This window comes from Mesorhizobium sp. LCM 4577, assembly GCF_001854795.2.
In the GTDB taxonomy this organism is placed as follows: Bacteria; Pseudomonadota; Alphaproteobacteria; order Rhizobiales; family Rhizobiaceae; genus Mesorhizobium; species Mesorhizobium plurifarium.
In genome coordinates this window covers 1-16,859 of sequence record NZ_MDDU01000001.1, presented here as the reverse complement: position 1 = coordinate 16,859, position 16,859 = coordinate 1, and the positions used below count along the sequence as shown (strand labels likewise).

General features: G+C 65.4%; 17 protein-coding genes. 11 read left to right on the top strand and 6 right to left on the bottom strand.

The features are described 5' to 3' along the window. Positions 1–47 precede the first annotated feature (47 nt). The gene (locus LCM4577_RS00085) at positions 48–923 is read right to left on the bottom strand and encodes a CoA ester lyase (RefSeq protein WP_071068898.1); all 876 of its coding nucleotides are present in this window, start codon (positions 921–923) and stop codon (positions 48–50) included. Between the two features lie 638 nt (positions 924–1,561). Between LCM4577_RS00085 and LCM4577_RS00080 the strand changes: the two genes are divergently transcribed. The 3 genes from LCM4577_RS00080 to LCM4577_RS00070 are packed head-to-tail and all read left to right on the top strand — an operon-like array spanning position 1,562 to position 5,045. Then, positions 1,562–2,260 (top strand): response regulator transcription factor, encoded by a 699-nt coding sequence (locus LCM4577_RS00080; protein WP_071032350.1) that lies wholly within the window; start codon positions 1,562–1,564, stop codon positions 2,258–2,260. A 59-nt stretch (positions 2,261–2,319) separates the two neighbouring features. Then, positions 2,320–3,819, top strand: coding sequence for an ATP-binding protein (locus LCM4577_RS00075; RefSeq protein WP_371410024.1), 1,500 nt, complete (start codon positions 2,320–2,322; stop codon positions 3,817–3,819). Between the two features lie 59 nt (positions 3,820–3,878). Continuing rightward, on the top strand, positions 3,879–5,045 hold the full coding sequence (locus tag LCM4577_RS00070) for an FAD-binding oxidoreductase (protein ID WP_071068896.1): 1,167 nt from the start codon (positions 3,879–3,881) through the stop codon (positions 5,043–5,045). 185 nt (positions 5,046–5,230) lie between these two features. On the opposite strand, the gene LCM4577_RS00065 is transcribed toward LCM4577_RS00070, so the two are convergent. The 4 genes from LCM4577_RS00065 to LCM4577_RS00050 form a co-directional block, all read right to left on the bottom strand. Beyond that, a complete protein-coding gene (locus LCM4577_RS00065; RefSeq protein ID WP_071068894.1) occupies positions 5,231–5,701 on the bottom strand; it encodes an SRPBCC domain-containing protein in 471 nt (156 codons plus the stop codon). 116 nt (positions 5,702–5,817) lie between these two features. Next, on the bottom strand, positions 5,818–6,267 hold the full coding sequence (locus tag LCM4577_RS00060; RefSeq protein WP_071032347.1) for an SRPBCC family protein: 450 nt from the start codon (positions 6,265–6,267) through the stop codon (positions 5,818–5,820). Beyond that, on the bottom strand, positions 6,264–6,584 hold the full coding sequence (locus LCM4577_RS00055; RefSeq protein WP_041009890.1) for a helix-turn-helix transcriptional regulator: 321 nt from the start codon (positions 6,582–6,584) through the stop codon (positions 6,264–6,266). Before LCM4577_RS00055 ends, LCM4577_RS00060 begins: the two co-directional genes overlap by 4 nt. 76 nt (positions 6,585–6,660) lie before the next feature. After that, positions 6,661–7,086: a GNAT family N-acetyltransferase gene (locus tag LCM4577_RS00050; protein ID WP_041009888.1), complete on the bottom strand. Its 426-nt coding sequence runs from the start codon at positions 7,084–7,086 to the stop codon at positions 6,661–6,663. A gap of 185 nt (positions 7,087–7,271) precedes the next feature. Between LCM4577_RS00050 and leuD the strand changes: the two genes are divergently transcribed. The 6 genes from leuD (at position 7,272) to LCM4577_RS00020 (ending at position 12,922) form a co-directional block, all read left to right on the top strand. After that, positions 7,272–7,877 carry a 3-isopropylmalate dehydratase small subunit gene (gene leuD, locus LCM4577_RS00045; RefSeq protein WP_040987979.1) on the top strand — a complete coding sequence of 202 codons (606 nt, stop codon included), beginning with the start codon at positions 7,272–7,274 and terminating at the stop codon, positions 7,875–7,877. A gap of 212 nt (positions 7,878–8,089) precedes the next feature. After that, the gene (locus tag LCM4577_RS00040) at positions 8,090–9,004 is read left to right on the top strand and encodes a hypothetical protein (RefSeq protein WP_071068892.1); all 915 of its coding nucleotides are present in this window, start codon (positions 8,090–8,092) and stop codon (positions 9,002–9,004) included. Positions 9,005–9,344: 340 nt separating this feature from the next. Beyond that, positions 9,345–9,728, top strand: coding sequence for a RidA family protein (locus LCM4577_RS00035; protein WP_071068890.1), 384 nt, complete (start codon positions 9,345–9,347; stop codon positions 9,726–9,728). A gap of 13 nt (positions 9,729–9,741) precedes the next feature. Further along, positions 9,742–10,092: a VOC family protein gene (locus tag LCM4577_RS00030; RefSeq protein WP_071069818.1), complete on the top strand. Its 351-nt coding sequence runs from the start codon at positions 9,742–9,744 to the stop codon at positions 10,090–10,092. Between the two features lie 230 nt (positions 10,093–10,322). After that, positions 10,323–11,426, top strand: coding sequence for a 3-isopropylmalate dehydrogenase (leuB, locus tag LCM4577_RS00025; RefSeq protein ID WP_071068888.1), 1,104 nt, complete (start codon positions 10,323–10,325; stop codon positions 11,424–11,426). Between the two features lie 113 nt (positions 11,427–11,539). Further along, the gene (locus LCM4577_RS00020) at positions 11,540–12,922 is read left to right on the top strand and encodes a glycosyltransferase (RefSeq protein WP_157900442.1); all 1,383 of its coding nucleotides are present in this window, start codon (positions 11,540–11,542) and stop codon (positions 12,920–12,922) included. A 34-nt stretch (positions 12,923–12,956) separates the two neighbouring features. Here the strand turns inward: LCM4577_RS00020 and LCM4577_RS00015 are convergent, their stop codons facing one another. Beyond that, complete coding sequence (locus tag LCM4577_RS00015; RefSeq protein WP_071068884.1) at positions 12,957–14,813, bottom strand: DEAD/DEAH box helicase; 1,857 nt, start codon at positions 14,811–14,813, stop codon at positions 12,957–12,959. Between the two features lie 292 nt (positions 14,814–15,105). Here LCM4577_RS00015 and LCM4577_RS00010 point away from each other — a divergent pair, with 292 nt between their 5' ends. Beyond that, a complete protein-coding gene (locus tag LCM4577_RS00010; protein ID WP_127236894.1) occupies positions 15,106–15,291 on the top strand; it encodes a hypothetical protein in 186 nt (61 codons plus the stop codon). A gap of 107 nt (positions 15,292–15,398) precedes the next feature. Continuing rightward, positions 15,399–16,433, top strand: a complete 1,035-nt coding sequence (locus LCM4577_RS00005; RefSeq protein ID WP_040987850.1) for an aspartate-semialdehyde dehydrogenase — start codon at positions 15,399–15,401, stop codon at positions 16,431–16,433. Positions 16,434–16,859: the final 426 nt, after the last annotated feature.

Genomic DNA, 16,859 nt, shown 5'->3' with positions numbered 1-16,859 from the left:
CTGTTATGACCGGGCGGAAAGCCGGGCCTGAAAACGCGCCCGGCGCATCATGCGCCGATGATCGCGGCCTTCGCCAGAAGTTTCTCGGCTTCCGCCAGATGCAGCCGCTCGACCATCTTGCCATCCAGCGCAATCACCCCCTTGCCGGCATTTTCGGGCTGCGCGAACGCATCCCGGATGGCGCGGGCCCCGGCCAGCGCCTCCGCCGACGGCGAAAAGGCGCGGTTCGCCGGCTCGATCTGGGCAGGGTGGATCAGCGACTTGCCGTCAAAGCCCATGGCGGCGGCCTCGGCGCATTCGCGGGCAAAGGCGTCGAGGTCGCGAAAATCATTAGCGACGCCGTCGATGACGTCGAGGCCGCCGGCGCGAGCGGCGAGCACCAGCTGCATCAGCCAGGGCATCAGATAGCGCCGGTCCRCCAGGATGCCGGTCGCCTTCACCAGGTCATTCGTTCCGGTAACGAAACAATTGAGGCGTGCCGCCGGATCGCGGCCAAGCTCGGCGATGGCGCCGATGTTGAGCAGCGCTCTGGGCGTCTCGACCATCGCCCATAGTTTCACGCTGTCCGGCGCGAAATTGTCGTCGAGCAGGTCGCCCGCTTCCAGGATGTCGCGCGGCGTGCCGATCTTGGGCAGTAGAATGCCGTCGGGCTCGGCCTTGGCCACGGCCAACAGGTCGTGGGTGCCCCATTCGCTGGCCAAAGGATTGATGCGCACCACCATCTCGCAGCGCCGTTCGGGGCGCGCAGCCAGGATGCCGGCGACCTTGTCGCGCGCGGCCTTCTTGTCGGCGGGCAGGACGGCGTCCTCGAGGTCGATGATTATGGCGTCGCAGGCAAGCGAGGCGAGCTTGGCGAGCGCCTTGTCGTTCGAGGCGGGAATGTAAAGCACCGAGCGGCGCGGGCTGTAGGGTTCTTGGGCCATGGCCGATCTATGCCGGGTGATGGCGGGCGAGGCAAGGTGAGTCCCTCGAGGGCAGGACAATCGCATAGGGCAGCGCCAGCCCCCTCTCCGTCTCAGCGCTGCGCGCCGAGCCACCTCTCCCCCACTTTGTGGGGGCGAGGAAACGCCAATCGCCAAGGTAGCGCCCTTCGCAGCTTGGGTTCCTCGCCCCCGCCTTTATGGCGGGGGAGAGGTGGCTCGGCGAAGCCGAGACGGAGAGGGGGAGCTCCCTGTGCGATTGGCCTGTCTCTCAAGGGGCTGGCCTGCACGAAAACTGCAAACCCTTGCGGAAAACCTCCTCCAATCCGCCGCGCCCTTACCGCGCCCGTCGGTGACAAGGCCGCCATGCAAACGCCACATACATCCCGCTGGTCGCTGCCGCGCCGGCTCCGCAATGAAGGCTGGTGGCTCGTCGAGCCGCAAAGACTGCGCGTCGCGGCGGATGTCCTACTTTTCGCCCCAAGGTCGCGCCACGTGGCGGGCACGCCGAGGACGGTCCGGYGATGAGGCTCGTTGCCCCTTGTCCCGACACAGCTCCCGGCCGAAAACAATTTCGCACTTTTCCTTGGAATTGCTCTAATCCTGCCGTCACCCAAGCTTACCCGCCGGGCTATTGATCGATGCCGCACCACATCCTCGTCGCCGACGACGACCCGCATATCCGCGAGATCATCTGCTTCGCGCTGGAAAAGGCCGGCATGAAGACGGCCGCCGTCGCCAATGGCGCGGCGGCGCTCCAGGCGGTCGAGCGCGGCGCGCCCGACCTCATCGTGCTCGACATCGGCATGCCGGAGATGGACGGACTGGAGGTGTGCCGGAGGCTGAGGCAAAAATCCGACGTGCCGGTGTTGTTCTTGTCCGCGCGCGACGAAGAGATCGACCGCATCCTCGGACTGGAAATGGGCGGCGACGATTATGTGACCAAGCCGTTCAGCCCGCGCGAGCTGGTCGCCCGGGTCAACGTCATCCTGCGGCGGGCGCGGCCCGCGCCGGTCGAAGAGGAAGCCGATGACCATGCGTTCGCGCATGGCAAGCTCATGCTTGTCCCGGCAAGCCATGCGGCGAGCTTCGACGGCAAGCCGCTCACCTTGACGGCGATCGAATTCGCGATCCTGAAGGGCTTCCTCGCCCGGCCGCAGCACGTGCTCGGCCGCGACGCGGTGATGGCCAATGCCTATGCCTCCAACATCCATGTCTCGGAACGCACGGTCGACAGCCACATCCGCAACGTGCGGGCCAAGCTGGCGGCGGTCGGCTGCCTCGACGCGATCGCGACGGTGCATGGCGTCGGCTTCCGGCTCGGCCGATGCGGTGGTTGAGCAAGGAAAGGTGGCGGCCGCGGCTCGCCACCGTCGTCATCGCCATCCTGATCGTGGTCATGGCGCTGCCGCTGGTCGGGCTCTTCTTCTTCCGGCTCTATGAGAACCAGCTGATCCGCCAGACCGAGGGAGAGCTGATCGCGCAGGGCGCGGTGGTCGCGGCCCTTTATGCTCAGGAGGTGCGCGCGGCCGGTATTCCCCAGGACAGGCTGGGTTCGCCGATCTCGGCCGATCCGGCGCGGGACAACAACTATCCCTATGATCCGATCGAGCCGCGGCTCGACCTCGCCTCCGACGATGTCATGCCGATGCGCCCCGCGGCGCTTCCCGCCACCCCCGATCCGGCCTTCGCGGCCATCGGCGCCCGGCTCGACGGTATCCTCGACGAAACGCAGAAAACGACGCTTGCCGGCTTCCGCCTGCTCGATCCGCACGGCGTGGTGATTGCCGGCGGCGACGAGGTCGGCCGGTCGCTCGGCGATGTCGAGGAGGTGCGGACCGCGCTTTCCGGCGCCTATGCCAGCGAACTGCGCCTGCGTATCCCCGACCAGCCGGCACCGCCGCTCTATTCGGTCAGCCGCGGCACCAGGGTGCGCGTCTTCGTCGCCATGCCGGTCGAGCTCGATGGCCGGGTCGCGGGCGTCGTCTATCTGTCGCGGACGCCGAACAACATCGTCAAGCACCTCTATGGCGAGCGCGGCAAGGTGACGTTGGCGGCGATCACCATCGTCGGCGGCACGCTTCTGATCGCACTGGTGTTCATCCGCACCGTCAGCCGGCCGATCTACGCGCTGATCGATCGCACGAAGCGCATCGCCGCCGGCGACCGCGACGCGATCAGGCCGCTCGCCCATCACGGCACGCGCGAGATGGCGGCGCTGTCGGCCGCCTTCCTCGACATGGCGCAAAAACTGCAGGCGCGCTCCGACTCGATCCAGACCTTCGCCACCCATGTCTCGCATGAGCTGAAATCGCCGCTGACGGCGATCCAGGGCGCGGCGGAGCTGCTCAGGGATTCCGGCGGCGCGATGGACGAGGCCGAGCGCAAGCGTTTCTCCAACAACATCGTCACCGATGCCGGACGGCTCAATCTGCTGGTGCGGCGGCTGCTCGACCTGGCGCGCGCCGAAAACCTGGAACCGAGCGGCGAAAGCACGACGCTTCATGCGGCGCTGGCGTCGTTGCCGATCGACACGAGGCTGGAAGCGCGGCTCGAGGGCGGCGGCGATATCAGGCTCGGCATCTCGGCCGAGAATCTCGGCATCGTGCTTGCCAATCTCATCGACAATTCGGCAAGGCATGGCGCCCGGCAGGTGGCGATCCGTGCCTCGGCCGATGGCGAGCGCGCGTCGGTCCAGATCGGCGACGATGGCGACGGCATCTCGGCCGCCAACCGCGCCAGGATTTTCGAGCCGTTCTTCACCACAAGGCGCGAATCCGGCGGCACCGGCATGGGGCTCGGCATCGTGCTGGCCCTCCTGAAAGCGCATGATGGCACGATCAGGCTGGTTGACTCCGAGCGCGGCACGCGCTTCGAGATCGATCTGCCGGCTGCGTGAACGCGCGGCGGCTTTCTACGCAATTCCGGGCGTTGGAATTGCTCTGGATCGGAGAAAAAATGCGCTACGACATCGTCATCATCGGCGGGGCCATCGTCGGGTCCTCGGTCGCCTATTACCTGCGCGAGGAAGGCTTTACCGGCTCGATCGCGCTGATCGAGCGCGATCCGCAATTCTCCCACGCGGCGACGACCTTGTCGCTAGCCTCGATCCGCCAGCAATTCTCGATTCCGGAAAACATCCGCCTGTCGCAGTTCACGCTGAACCTGTTCCGGCGGCTGAAGGAGACTTTTGGTCCCGATGCCGATATCGGCTTTCGCGAGGGCGGCTATCTGATCCTCGCCGGCGAGGCCGGGCTGCCGATCCTCAAGGCCAATCACGCGACTCAGGTCGCCGAGGGCGCCGATATCCTGCTCGAGGACGCCGGGCAGCTGGCGCGCCGCTTTCCCTGGCTGTCGGTCGAGGATGTTTCCGCGGGAGCCTTTGGCCGCAGCGGCGAGGGCTGGTTCGACGCGCATGCGCTGCTGACGCTGTTCCGCAAGGCGCTGCGCGACAAGAGGATCGATTTCATCACGGCTTCCGCCACCGGCATTTCGCGCGACGGCAATCGCGTCACCGGTGTCAGCCTCGACAATGGCGAGACGCTCGAAGCCGGTATCGTCGTCAACGCCGCCGGGCCGAATGCCGGCAGGGTCGCGGCTTTTGCCGGGCTCGAGCTGCCGGTCGAGCCGCGCAAGCGCAACGTCTTCGTCTTCGAGGCGCGCGAGAAATATGCCGACATGCCGCTGCTGGTCGATCCAAGCGGAATCTATGTGCGGCCGGAGGGCTCGGTCTACCTCACCGGCGGCGCCGAGCCGGAGGAAGGCGATGTCGCGCCCGACCCGAAGGATTTCGACGTCAACTGGCCGCTGTTCGAAGAGGTGATCTGGCCGACCTTGGCCACCCGCATCCCGGCCTTCGAGGCGATCAAGCCGACGCGCGCCTGGGTCGGGCATTACGACTACAACACGCTCGACCAGAACGGGGTGATCGGGCCGCATCCGGAGGTCGAGAACTTCCTGTTCGCCAACGGCTTCTCCGGCCACGGCCTGCAGCAGGCGCCGGCGGTGGGCAAGTCGATCGCGGAGCTTGTCATGCATGGCGGGTATCGCACGATCGATTGCACGGCGTTCGGCTATGAGCGGGTGGCGCAAGGAAGGGCGTTCCGGGAGCTGAATGTGATTTAGCGCCAGCGCCCCCTTCCCCCCTTGTGGGGGAAGGTGTCGCCGAAGGCGACGGATGAGGGGTGCTCCAGGGAAAGCCGACGTCTCACTCCGCTGGAACACCCCTCATCCGTCTCGGCGCTAGCGCGCCGATCCACCTTCTCCCACAAGGGGAGAAGGTAAGGCCGCGCTAAGCGACCCGTCCTCCCTCACCCAAAATACTCCTGTAGCCACCCAAGCACGCGCGCCCAGCCTTCGGCATGTTCCGCCGCGGCGTCGGGGAAACCGGCGAATCCGCCGTGGCAGATAGTGAGCCGCGTGCCGTCGCCGATCGCCTCAAGCAGATAGGCTACGGTCGTTTCCTTGCGGCCGAGCGCCGGATGGTCCCAGTCGTAGCGCCTTGTCTGGACGATCCGGCGCGGCATCTCGATTTCGAGGAATTTTCCGCTGGCGGGCAGGCGTCTGCCGTCGGCGGTCTGTACCGTGACGTTCCAGCCGCCGTCGACGCGAAGATCGGCGTTCCACCCGGTCATCCGGTAAGTGTCGGCCGAACCCCACCAGCGCTCGACCTCCCCGGTGATCAACGCGGCAATGACCCGGTCCGGCGAGGCGGGAAGCTCGGCCGAGGCCATGACCGTGTCCGCGTTCGCCATGGCCTGCGGCAAGGACAATTGCAGCATCGCATGCGCCTCCGGTAAAATTGTCCGAAACGAAGCTTTTCTTACGTAATTCCGGGCGGGTGGTTACGGCGAAGTCGCCGAACCCAAACCGTTTCACACTTTTCCTGGATCTTGCTCTAGCCCTTTGACGGCGGGCGCTCGAAACCCTTGCCGGTCTCGAGCAGGCTCTTGAGGCTCGCCAGCACCAGCGGCCAGCCCTTGGAGACGTTCGCAATCAGCCTGTGCGGGCCGTCGGCCTCGTGGATGACGGCGAGCTTCATCAATTCGCCGTCGGGCTCGATGGTGAAGGTGCAGCGCGTGTAGCCGTCCTCCTTCACCTCGGGCATCCATTCGTTGCGCCATTTGATGACCAGGCGTTTTGGCGGGTCGATCTCGAGGATCTCGCCCGAGTCGGCAATGCGGCCATCCGGGAACATCAGCTTCCAGCTCGAGCCGACCTTCCAGTCGCTCTCCTGATAGGAGCAGAGGAAGAACTGCCGGTTGAATTCGGGATCGGTCAGCGCCTGCCAGAGTTTTTCAGGCGTCGTGCGGATGTAGGTGACATAGACGAAGCTGTTCTCGCTCACGGCTCTTCCCTTTCAAGACGTTGCTTCAGGTCGCTCAATGCACTGAGCCGATGGCGCTCGAACTTGCCGATCCAGCGCTCGGCGATCTCGTTGATCGGAACGGGGTTGAGGTAGTGCTCCTTCTCGCGGCCGCGGCGCATGGTGGTGACGAGGTTGGCCTCCTCGAGGATCGCCAAATGCTTGGTCACCGCCTGGCGCGTCATATCCATGTGCTCGCAGAGCGCGTTCAGCGTCTGCCCGTTCCGGGCATGGAGACTGTCCAGCAATTGCCGGCGGGTCGGGTCGGCCAAAGCGCGAAAGACGGCATCCATGCTCATGGCTTTAATATGCAACCATTTGGTTGCATGTCAAGCCGCACAACAGGACCAGGCGATCACTTGCCGGTGAATGGCGTCAGCGCTTGCGGGAGAACCAGAAGGCGTCGGTCATGCGCGTCATGCCGATGCGCTCGTAGAAGCCGACGGCGTCGGGCATCGAGATCAGGCTGATGGCGACCGAAGGGCCGAGCTGGCGCTGCGCCTCGTCCATCAGGCCCTTGCCGACGCCGAGCCCTTGCGCCGCCTTCGAGACGGCGAGGTCGGAAATGTAGCAGACCCATGAGAAGTCGGTCATGCCGCGCGCCACGCCGACCAGTTGCCGGTCCGGCCGGTCGAGCCGCGCGGTCAGCACCAGGTTGGCGTTGTCGAGCATCGTCTGCAGCCGGGCCTCGTCGTCGACGGGCCGCACCTTGCCGAGGCCCGACTCCACCAGCACGTGGCGGAACTCGGCGACATCGAGCTTGGGCTCGCTTGCGTAGAAGACTTTGGAAGGACTAGCCATGGCCGCAGACTGCACCAGCCGGCCACAATTTCGAAGTCGTTTTTTGAGGTGTCCAATCCCTCCGCAAGCCATGCCCCGCCATTGGCCCAAGGACCGTGCACGAACAGTTGCCTTTCATTTGCCGCCGGCTTTGTGTAAACCGTCCCGCAAAATTCCCCGCAGGCCAAGAAGACGGGCAGGTAACCATGGACAAATTCACCAAGCTCACGGGCGTCGCCGCGCCAATGCCGATCGTCAATGTCGACACCGACATGATCATCCCGAAGGATTATCTCAAGACGATCAAGCGCACCGGGCTCGGCACCGGCCTGTTCGCCGAGATGCGCTACAATGAGGACGGTTCGGAGAACCCGGATTTCGTGCTCAACAAGCCGGCCTACCGCAAGGCGCAGATCCTGGTCGCCGGCGACAATTTCGGCTGCGGCTCGAGCCGCGAGCACGCGCCCTGGGCGCTGCTCGACTTCGGCATCCGCTGCGTGATCTCGACCTCGTTCGCCGACATCTTCTACAACAACTGCTTCAAGAACGGCATCCTGCCGATCACCGTCAGCCCGGAAGACCTCGACAAGCTGATGGACGACGCCTCGCGCGGCTCCAACGCGACGCTGTCGATCGATCTGGAAGCCAAGGAAATCCGCGGTCCGGACGGCGGCGTGGTCAAATTCGACCTCGACGACTTCAAGCGCCATTGCCTCTTGAACGGCCTCGACGACATCGGGCTCACCATGGAGAAGGCCGGGGCCATTGCTTCCTTCGAGAAGAGGAATGCCGAGCAGCGCCCCTGGGCCTGAGACTATTTGGAAATTCTACTCCGGCGGCCATCTGCCGGCGGTTTCTGCGCTTCCGGTGCTCACGGACCCAAATGTCCGCTCCGCTCCGGTTCTCGAAACCACCACCATATGACTCGCCGGAGCGAATTTCGAAACAGTCTCTGAGCGGCACGACTACAATCGATAACCCCGCCGTCGCCGGCTGGGCTCGCGACTGAGTGGAGGGGACCGTCATGACACGTTCGCTTCTGGCTGCTTCGGTGGCAGTCCTTCTCGCTACGGTCGGCGCCAATGCCCAGACCACCGCGCCGGCCCCGCAGCCGGCACCCGCAACCTCCGACCAGCCCGCCGCCGATCAGGGCGCATCCGACCAGGCTGCGCCGGATGACGACAAGCAGGCGCCGATTCCATTCGAGGGCGGGCAACTCACCATCACCCAGCCGGAGCAGGACGGCGAGAAGGTGCTGTCCTATGACGGCAAGCAGCTTGCCAGCAATTACGACGTCTTCTTCGACAAGATCGTCAAGATCGGCGACGTAAACGTTGCGCTGGTCGATGTCGGCGACGGCGGCAACCAGTGCGGGCCGGCCAAGGTCATCGTCTGGAAGAAGGACAGCGAGATCCAGACCACCACGGTCGAGCAGGACGAATGCGGCGCGCCGCCGGCCGCCGTCTCCGACGACGCCATCTATTTCGTGCCCTATCTGCTGCCGGGCGATTCCAAGCCGGCGCTGCAATGGTCGCCCACGGAAGGGCTGACGACCTCCGGCAACCTGACCTACACGCCCGAGCCCGGCACCGATTGGAAGGATGTCGATCCGTCGAAATACGACAACATCATCGACGCCTTCCACAACGAGGCCGTCTACAAGGCCGGCCAGGCGCTCCTGGGCGACGACATGCCCGACATGGCGACCAGCCTTCTGGTCGGCGGCGGCACCGAAAAGACCGAGTCGGGCGCCTTCTACGCCACCGGCTGCGTGCCGCATGACTGCGGCGGCAATGACGGCTTCATGGCGGTCGATCCCGCCAAGCAGAAAGTCTATTTCGCCCGCCGCGGCGACAATGGCGATCCGCAGGCCTGGCCGCCGCTGAAGGACTGGCCGGACGATATCAAGAAGGCGTATGAGGATGCGCAGGGGAACTAGGGGTTCGGCACGGCGACGGCCCTCTCCCTTCGTCATCCACGGGCGGAGCGACGCGAAGCGGAGCGCAGACCCGAGGATCCATTCCGTGACCGCTGCCGTAGAGTGCGAGGGTCCAGAATTCTGCACCGCTGGGCGCCGCTTCAGCGTAACGGCATGGATTCCAGGGTCTGCGCGCGTCGCTTCGCTCCTTGCTCCGCCCTGGAATGACGACGGGAGGGGCGGCTATCGCTAATCTCCGAGGCTGGCGCTCGCCTCGTGACAATGCTTCGCATTGCTTGGCCCACGACCAGCCGAGCCTCTTTTGCTAGATGCAGGCCCGCAACCAACAGCGAGGCCCCCCATGCGCAAGCTCATCTCAACCGGTTCCCCCTTCGAGAAGACCGCCGGCTATTCGCGCGCGGTGGTGCAGGGCGACTGGTGTTTCGTCTCCGGAACGACCGGCTACGACTATGCCACCATGACCATGCCCGACACAGTCGAGGCGCAAACGCGCAACTGCCTCGCCACCATCGCCAAGGCGCTCGCCGAGGGCGGCTTCGACATGGCCGACGTGGTGCGGGCGCATTACTATATCACCGACCAGGCCTATGTTGACGTGGTGTTCCCGATCCTCGGCGAGACGTTCGGCGACATCCGCCCGGCGGCGACGATGATCGTGTGCCAGCTGAACAAGCCGGAGATGAAGATCGAGATCGAGGTGACGGCGCTCAGGCGCACGGCCTGAGGATCGGCCCATGGTGAAGGTCAGGCGCATCGTCGCCAATATCGAAACACCCGACATTGCCGCGGCCAAGCGCTTTTACCAGGACGTGCTCGGACTTGATGTCCTGACGGATCAAGGCTGGATCCCCACTTGCGGCTCGGCCGAGACCATGACGGTGCAGGTGAGCTTCATGGCCGAGGGCGGGTCGGGCACGCCGGTGCCGGACCTGTCGATCGAGGTCGACGATGTCGACGCGGCGCTTGCGGGCATGAAGAAGGCCGGCTTCGTCGTCGAATACGGCCCGGCCGACGAGCCTTGGGGCGTGCGGCGCTTCTATGTGCGCGATCCGTTCGGGCGCTTGGTGAATATTTTGGCGCATCGGTAGGTGGGGTTCCTCGCCCCACGAAGTGGGAACGAAGTGGGGAGAGGTGGCTCGGCAAAACCGAGACGGAGAGGGGAGCACCCTACGAAGGCCCTCTCTCCGTCCGCTTCGCGGACACCTCTCCCCCGCTTTGCGGGGGCGAGGAACCCAAGCTTTCGAGAGGTCCCCTTGCGCGGCAAGCGTTCGCCGTTTAGCAAGGCGCCGGTTCAATTTCTCTCACCGGACGGTTCTCCATGGCTTCGAAAAATCTCTTCCTGCTCGCCGGCGACGGCATCGGCCCCGAGGCCATGGCCGAGGTGAAGAAGTTGATCAAGGCCATGAACGACAAGCTCGGCAGCGGTTTCGCCACCGACGAGGGGCTGGTCGGCGGCTGCGCCTATGACGCGCATGGCGCGGCGATCTCGGATGCCGACATGGCGAAGGCGATGGCGGCGGATGCGGTGCTGTTCGGCGCCGTCGGCGGGCCGAAATGGGATGCCGTGCCTTACGAGGTGCGCCCCGAGGCTGGGCTCTTGCGCCTGCGCAAGGACATGGAGCTGTTCGCCAATCTCAGGCCCGCGATCTGCTATCCGGCGTTGGCCGCGTCCTCCTCGCTCAAGCAGGAGGTGGTCGAGGGCCTCGACATCTTGATCGTGCGCGAGCTCACCGGCGGCGTCTATTTCGGCGAGCCGAAGCAGATCATTGATCTCGGCAACGGCCAGAAGCGCGGCATCGACACCCAAGTCTACGACACATTCGAGATCGAGCGCATCTCGGGCGTCGCCTTCGAATTGGCCCGCACGCGCCGTAATCACGTCACCTCGATGGAAAAGCGCAACGTCATGAAGTCGGGCGTGCTGTGGAACGAAGTCGTCTCCCAGACACACAAGGCGCGCTATTCCGACGTCAAGCTCGACCACATGCTCGCGGACGCCGGCGGGATGCAGCTGGTGCGCTGGCCGAAGCAGTTCGACGTCATCGTCACCGACAATCTGTTCGGCGACATGCTGTCCGACATCGCCGCGATGCTAACCGGCTCGATCGGCATGCTGCCGTCGGCCTCGCTCGGCGCGCCGGATGCCAAGACCAAGAAGCGCAAGGCGCTCTACGAGCCGGTGCACGGCTCGGCGCCCGACATCGCCGGCAAGGGCATCGCCAACCCGATCGCCATGATCGCCTCCTTCGCCATGTGCCTGCGCTATTCCTTCGGCATGGTCGCCGAAGCCGACAAGCTGGAAGCGGCCATCGCCGCCGTGCTCGACGACGGCCTGCGCACCAAAGACATCTTCTCGGCCGGCATGAAGGAAGTCGGCACCACAGAGATGGGCGACGCCATCATCGCCAAGTTCTTCGGCTGATCGATGCGCCCGTTCCGCAGCTGCAACCCCAGGCGGCTTTCATCCTCTGTCAAACCTGGATAGAAGCGGCAAATCGCTTCGTCGTCTCTGGGGCAATGTCCAAGAAGAAATCGGTGCCGTCGCCAGACGGTGCGGAAGAAACCGCCGACAAGAAACGGCAAATCTGCATCGACGCGACCGGCCTGCTCGCGTGGCGCGGCGCGCTGGCCGGCATCCAGCGGGTCGAGGACTTCATGATCAGGGCGGCGCTGTCCGACCTCGATCCCGTTATCGAGGTGGTGACGCTGGACCTTTCCAGCCGTCGCTTCCGGCCGCTCGAGAATTTCGAGATGGAGAAGCTGGGCATCCATGAGATCGCGCCGTTCCGGCTGCGGCCCAGGCGCAGACGCCTTGCGGCTTTGCGGAGCGCTTTCGACATGGTGCGGCGCTATCCGATGGCGAAAAGAGAAGCGGATCGGCAGCTCGCGAGCGTAGTGAGCGAAGGGCGCCCGGGCCTGATTTGCGCAATGTTGAGAGTGATGTTGCGCGCCTACCGTCTTTGGCGGCGTGGTGGCCTGATTGCCGGCCTGTTTCGTCCAGGCACCGCTGACGGGGACGAGGAACCAGGCTCTGCGAAGATTTTGATCAGCAACTATGTCATGGTCGGCAAAACGGCGGCTGAGCTCACCCGCCAAAGGACCAGCACGGCCTTCCTGTGCCACGACATGATCCCGACGATACGGCCGGACCTTGTCGGCAACGGCAGGATGCGATCGGTCTTCGGGCCAAATCTGGAGGCACTTGTGCGTTCCGGGGCGGCGGCTTTCTGCACTTCCAATGCCGCGGCAGAGATGCTTGGTGACCACATGCGCAGGGCCGGCATCCATCTGCCGGCCGTGCATCGCTTCCCGATGCCTTCCTTGCTTCATGAAAAAGCAACACGGCTCGGCGCGACGTCGCGCCTCGATGTCGCCGAGCCGTTCGTTCTCTATTGCTCGACGGTTGAGATCCGGAAGAATCACATCCTGCTCGCACGCATCTGGCAGCAGGCGCTGGACGAGGGCGTCAAATTGCCCAAGCTTGTCTGCGTCGGCCGCTGGGGTTGGATGGTGGAGGAGCTCAGCGCCTATCTCGAAGCGCATCCGCAGCTGAGGAAACAAATCGTCTTCGTCGGTCCGGTGAGCGACGAGGAACTTATCCGTTATTATCGCAGCGCCAGCTTCGGCGTCTTTCCTTCCCATATCGAAGGCTGGGGCTATGCCGCTTCGGAGTGTCTCGACTTTGGCATTCCGGTGATCGTTTCGACCACGTCGTCGCTGATCGAAGCGACGGGCGGCCTGATGCCGGCGATCGATTCCACGGACCAGGCCGGCTGGTACGCCGCCATTCGCCGAATGTTCGAGGACGTTGCGTGGCGCCGCGCACTTTGCGAGCGTATCGCCGAGAAACACCGGCCGACAACGCCTTCCGACAGCTGGGCCGCGATCAAGGCCGGGCTCAAGGCAACTGCCGGATAGCAATGACCCGGCGCGCTGACGGCGGCTGGATCGATCAGACCGGGCGCTTCTTCGCCTTCTTGGACTTCGGGCCGCCGGCATTTTCATGCTTCGGCTTGCCCGATTTCTTTCTCCAAGGTTTTCCCTCAAGGGCAGCGGGACGCTGCTCGGTGGAAATGTCGGCACGCTTGTCGAACTTGCGCCCTGGCGCGCCATGGTCGAAAGACCGCTTGCCGCGATGCGGCTTCTTGTCCGGCTTCGGCGGCTGGTAGCCGGCGCGCGACAGGTCCGGCGTGCCGTCGATGCGCCGGACCGCGATGCTGCCCTGCAGCTTGCGGTCGGGGCCGATCGCGGCGACGAACCGGTCGGCCCAGTCGGCGGCGATCTGCACGAAGGTCTCTTCCGGCTGCATCTTGATGGCGCCGATCTCGCGCTTGGACATGCCGGCGGTGCGGCACAGCATCGGGATCAGCCAGCGCGGCTCGGCATTCTGCCGGCGGCCGACCGACAGCGAGAACCAGACGCTGTCGCCGAAATCGTCGCGGCGGGCGGGTGCGTCTTCCCGGCGTGCGAACTTCTCCTTCGACGGCGCGAAGGGGCCGACATCGATCAGGTCCTCGGGCGCCGAGCGGCTGCCCCGGCATAGTCGCACGAAGGCGGCGGCCACCAGCTCGGCGCCATGCCGTTCGAGAAGCGCGGCGGCGAAGTCGCGCTCCTCGTCCTTCACCGGCTCGCCGAAGGACGGGTCGGCCAGGATGCGCTCGTCGTCGCGCCGCAGCACCTCGTCGGCCGAGGGCGGGCTCGCCCAGGTCGCGGTGAGGCCGGCATTGGCGAGCAGCCGCTCGGTGCGCCGGCGGGCATTGCCGGGCACGATCAGCGCGCTCACCCCTTTTCGTCCGGCACGCCCGGTGCGGCCGCTGCGATGCAAAAGCGTCTCCGGATTGCTCGGCAGGTCGGCATGGATGACGAGATCGAGATTGGGCAGGTCGATGCCGCGTGCCGCGACATCTGTCGCGATGCAGACCTTGGCGCGGCCGTCGCGCATCGCCTGCAAGGCGTGGCTGCGCTCGTTCTGGCTGAGCTCGCCGGACAGCGCCACGACGGAGAAATTGCGGTTGTTGAAGCGCGCCGTGAGGTGGTTCACCGCCGCGCGGGTGTTGCAGAACACCATGGCGTTCGCCGCCTCGTAATAGCGCAGCACGTTGATGATGGCGTTCTCGCGATCGGCGGGCGCGACGGAGAGTGCGCGGTACTCGATATCGAGATGCTGCTTTTCCTCGCCGCCGGCGGTTATGCGCACGGCGTCGCGCTGATAACCCTGCGCCAGCGTGGCGATGGAGCGCGGCACGGTGGCCGAAAACATCCGCGTGCGGCGCTCGGCGGGTGCGGCGTCGAGGATGAATTCGAGGTCCTCGCGGAAGCCGAGATCGAGCATCTCGTCGGCCTCGTCCAGCACCACGGCCTTCAGCGCCGACATGTCGAGCGCGCCGCGCGTGATGTGGTCGCGCAGCCGGCCGGGCGTGCCGACGACGATGTGGGCGCCGCGCTCCAGCGCGCGGCGCTCGGTGCGCATGTCCATGCCGCCGACGCAGGACGCGATATGCGCGCCGGCCAGCTCATAGAGCCATTCCAGCTCGCGCCGCACCTGCAGCGCCAGCTCGCGCGTCGGCGCCACGACCAGTCCCAGCGGCGCGCGGGCATCGCCAAACTGCGCGGCGCCGCCAAGCAGGGTCGGCGCCACGGCAAGGCCGAAGGCGACGGTCTTGCCGGAACCGGTCTGCGCCGACACCAGCGCGTCGGCCTCGCCGAGCTCGGGCTCGAGCACCGCCTTCTGCACCGGCGTCAGCGCCGAATAACCGCGCTTTTCCAGCGCCTCTGCCAGCGCAGGAACGATCGTTTCGATACTGGACATTTTCTTCTTTCGGAATTCGGGGGTCTGTGCTCATCACGGAGCACAAGGCCGGCACTGCGCCGGCCAAAGGATATTTGCGGCGTTCCTACTTCCTGCGGCCGTCATTGTACAGAGCAGGCGGCACCGCCTCTCCCTTCCCCCCTTGTGGGGGAAGGTGGATCGGCGCGCAGCGCCGAGACGGATGAGGGGTGTTCCAGGGAACGCCAGCGCCTCACTCCGCTGGAGCCCCCCTCATCCGTCGCCTTCGGCGACACCTTCCCCCACAAGGGGGGAAGGGGAGGCGCGCCGCCGATTGACTCTTTCCGCAAACCGCGTAAAAGCCCGCGTCGAACGGGATCGTTATTCGATGCGCGGCCTTTTGATGGCTCTTCTTGCATTCGATGCCCCCGGCCGCGATGCACAACATCGGGCCGGGCGCTTCGGCGCGTCCGTCCGTTCCAGCAAAACTACGGCCAAAACCACCACCAAAACGGTGTGATTCCCTTGGCCTAACCACCCTCTCCCGGGTCCGGCCCGGGGGACGAAACCCGCAACAGGCCGGCGGGTTTTCTCCAACAACCAAGCGGAGAGGGACAGGAGATATCGATGAGTTTCAAGGTTGCGGTAGTCGGCGCCACGGGCAATGTGGGCCGCGAAATGCTCAACATTCTGGACGAGCGCGGCTTCCCGGTGAGCGAGGTCGTGGCGCTGGCCTCGCGGCGCAGCCAGGGCACGGAAGTGTCCTTCGGCGACCGCACGCTGAAGGTCAAGGCGCTCGACACCTACGACTTTTCCGACACCGACCTCTGCGTCATGTCGGCCGGCGGCAACGTCTCCAAGGAATGGTCGCCCAAGATCGGCAAGCAGGGCTGCGTCGTCATCGATAATTCGTCGGCCTTCCGCTACGATCCGGACGTGCCGCTGATCGTGCCCGAGGTGAACCCGGACGCGGTCTCGCTGTTTACGCGCAAGAACATCATCGCCAATCCGAACTGCTCGACGGCGCAGCTGGTCGTGGCGCTGAAGCCGCTGCATGACGCCGCCACCATCAAGCGCGTCGTCGTCGCCACCTACCAGTCGGTCTCGGGCGCCGGCAAGGAAGGCATGGACGAATTGTTCACGCAGACCCGCGCGGTGTTCGTCGCCGACCAGGTCGACGTCAAGAAGTTCACCAAGCGCATCGCCTTCAACGTCATCCCGCATATCGACGTCTTCCTCGACGACGGCTTCACCAAGGAAGAATGGAAGATGGTGGCCGAGACCAAGAAGATGCTCGACCCCAAGATCAAGCTGACGGCGACCTGCGTGCGCGTGCCGGTGTTCATCGGCCACTCGGAAGCGGTCAACATCGAGTTCGAGAAGCCGATCACGGCGGATGAGGCGCGCGAGATCCTGCGCGAGGCGCCCGGATGCCAGGTGCTCGATAAGCGCGAGAACGGCGGCTACATCACGCCGCTGGAATCGGCCGGCGAGGACGCCACCTTCATCTCGCGCATCCGCGAGGATTCGACCGTCGACAACGGCCTGTCGATGTGGGTCGTCTCCGACAATCTGCGCAAGGGCGCGGCGCTCAACGCCGTGCAGATCGCCGAGCTCCTGGTCGAGCGCGGCCTGATCCAGCCGAAGAAGAAGGCGGCTTAATCTCGCTCACGGGCTGTTTCCGCCGCTGCCGCGGCGGGCCCTCCGCGAGGGCGCCGGACGACCGGCGGCCCGCGGTCGCGGGCTCGGGTGTTTGGTTTCGCTCACGGGCTGTTCCGCCGCTGCCGCGGCGGGCCCTCCGCGGGGGCGCCGGACGACCGGCGGCCCGCAGTCGCGGGCTCGGCCTTCGGCCGGGACGCCTCTTCCTTCTCCCCTTGTGAGGGCTTTGCACAGAATCGGATCAGTGATTCCATGCGGATATCCGGCAAGGAGGATTCGCGATGGTCGATCGAGTGCTTGGTCAGTTGAGCCTGGCGGACGGTTTTGCGGCGGCGGATGAGACGATCTTCGACCTGATAGCGAAGGAACTGGACTGGGCGCCGATCCGAACCTTGCTTGGTCAGCGCAGCGGTCCCGGCTCCGGCAACA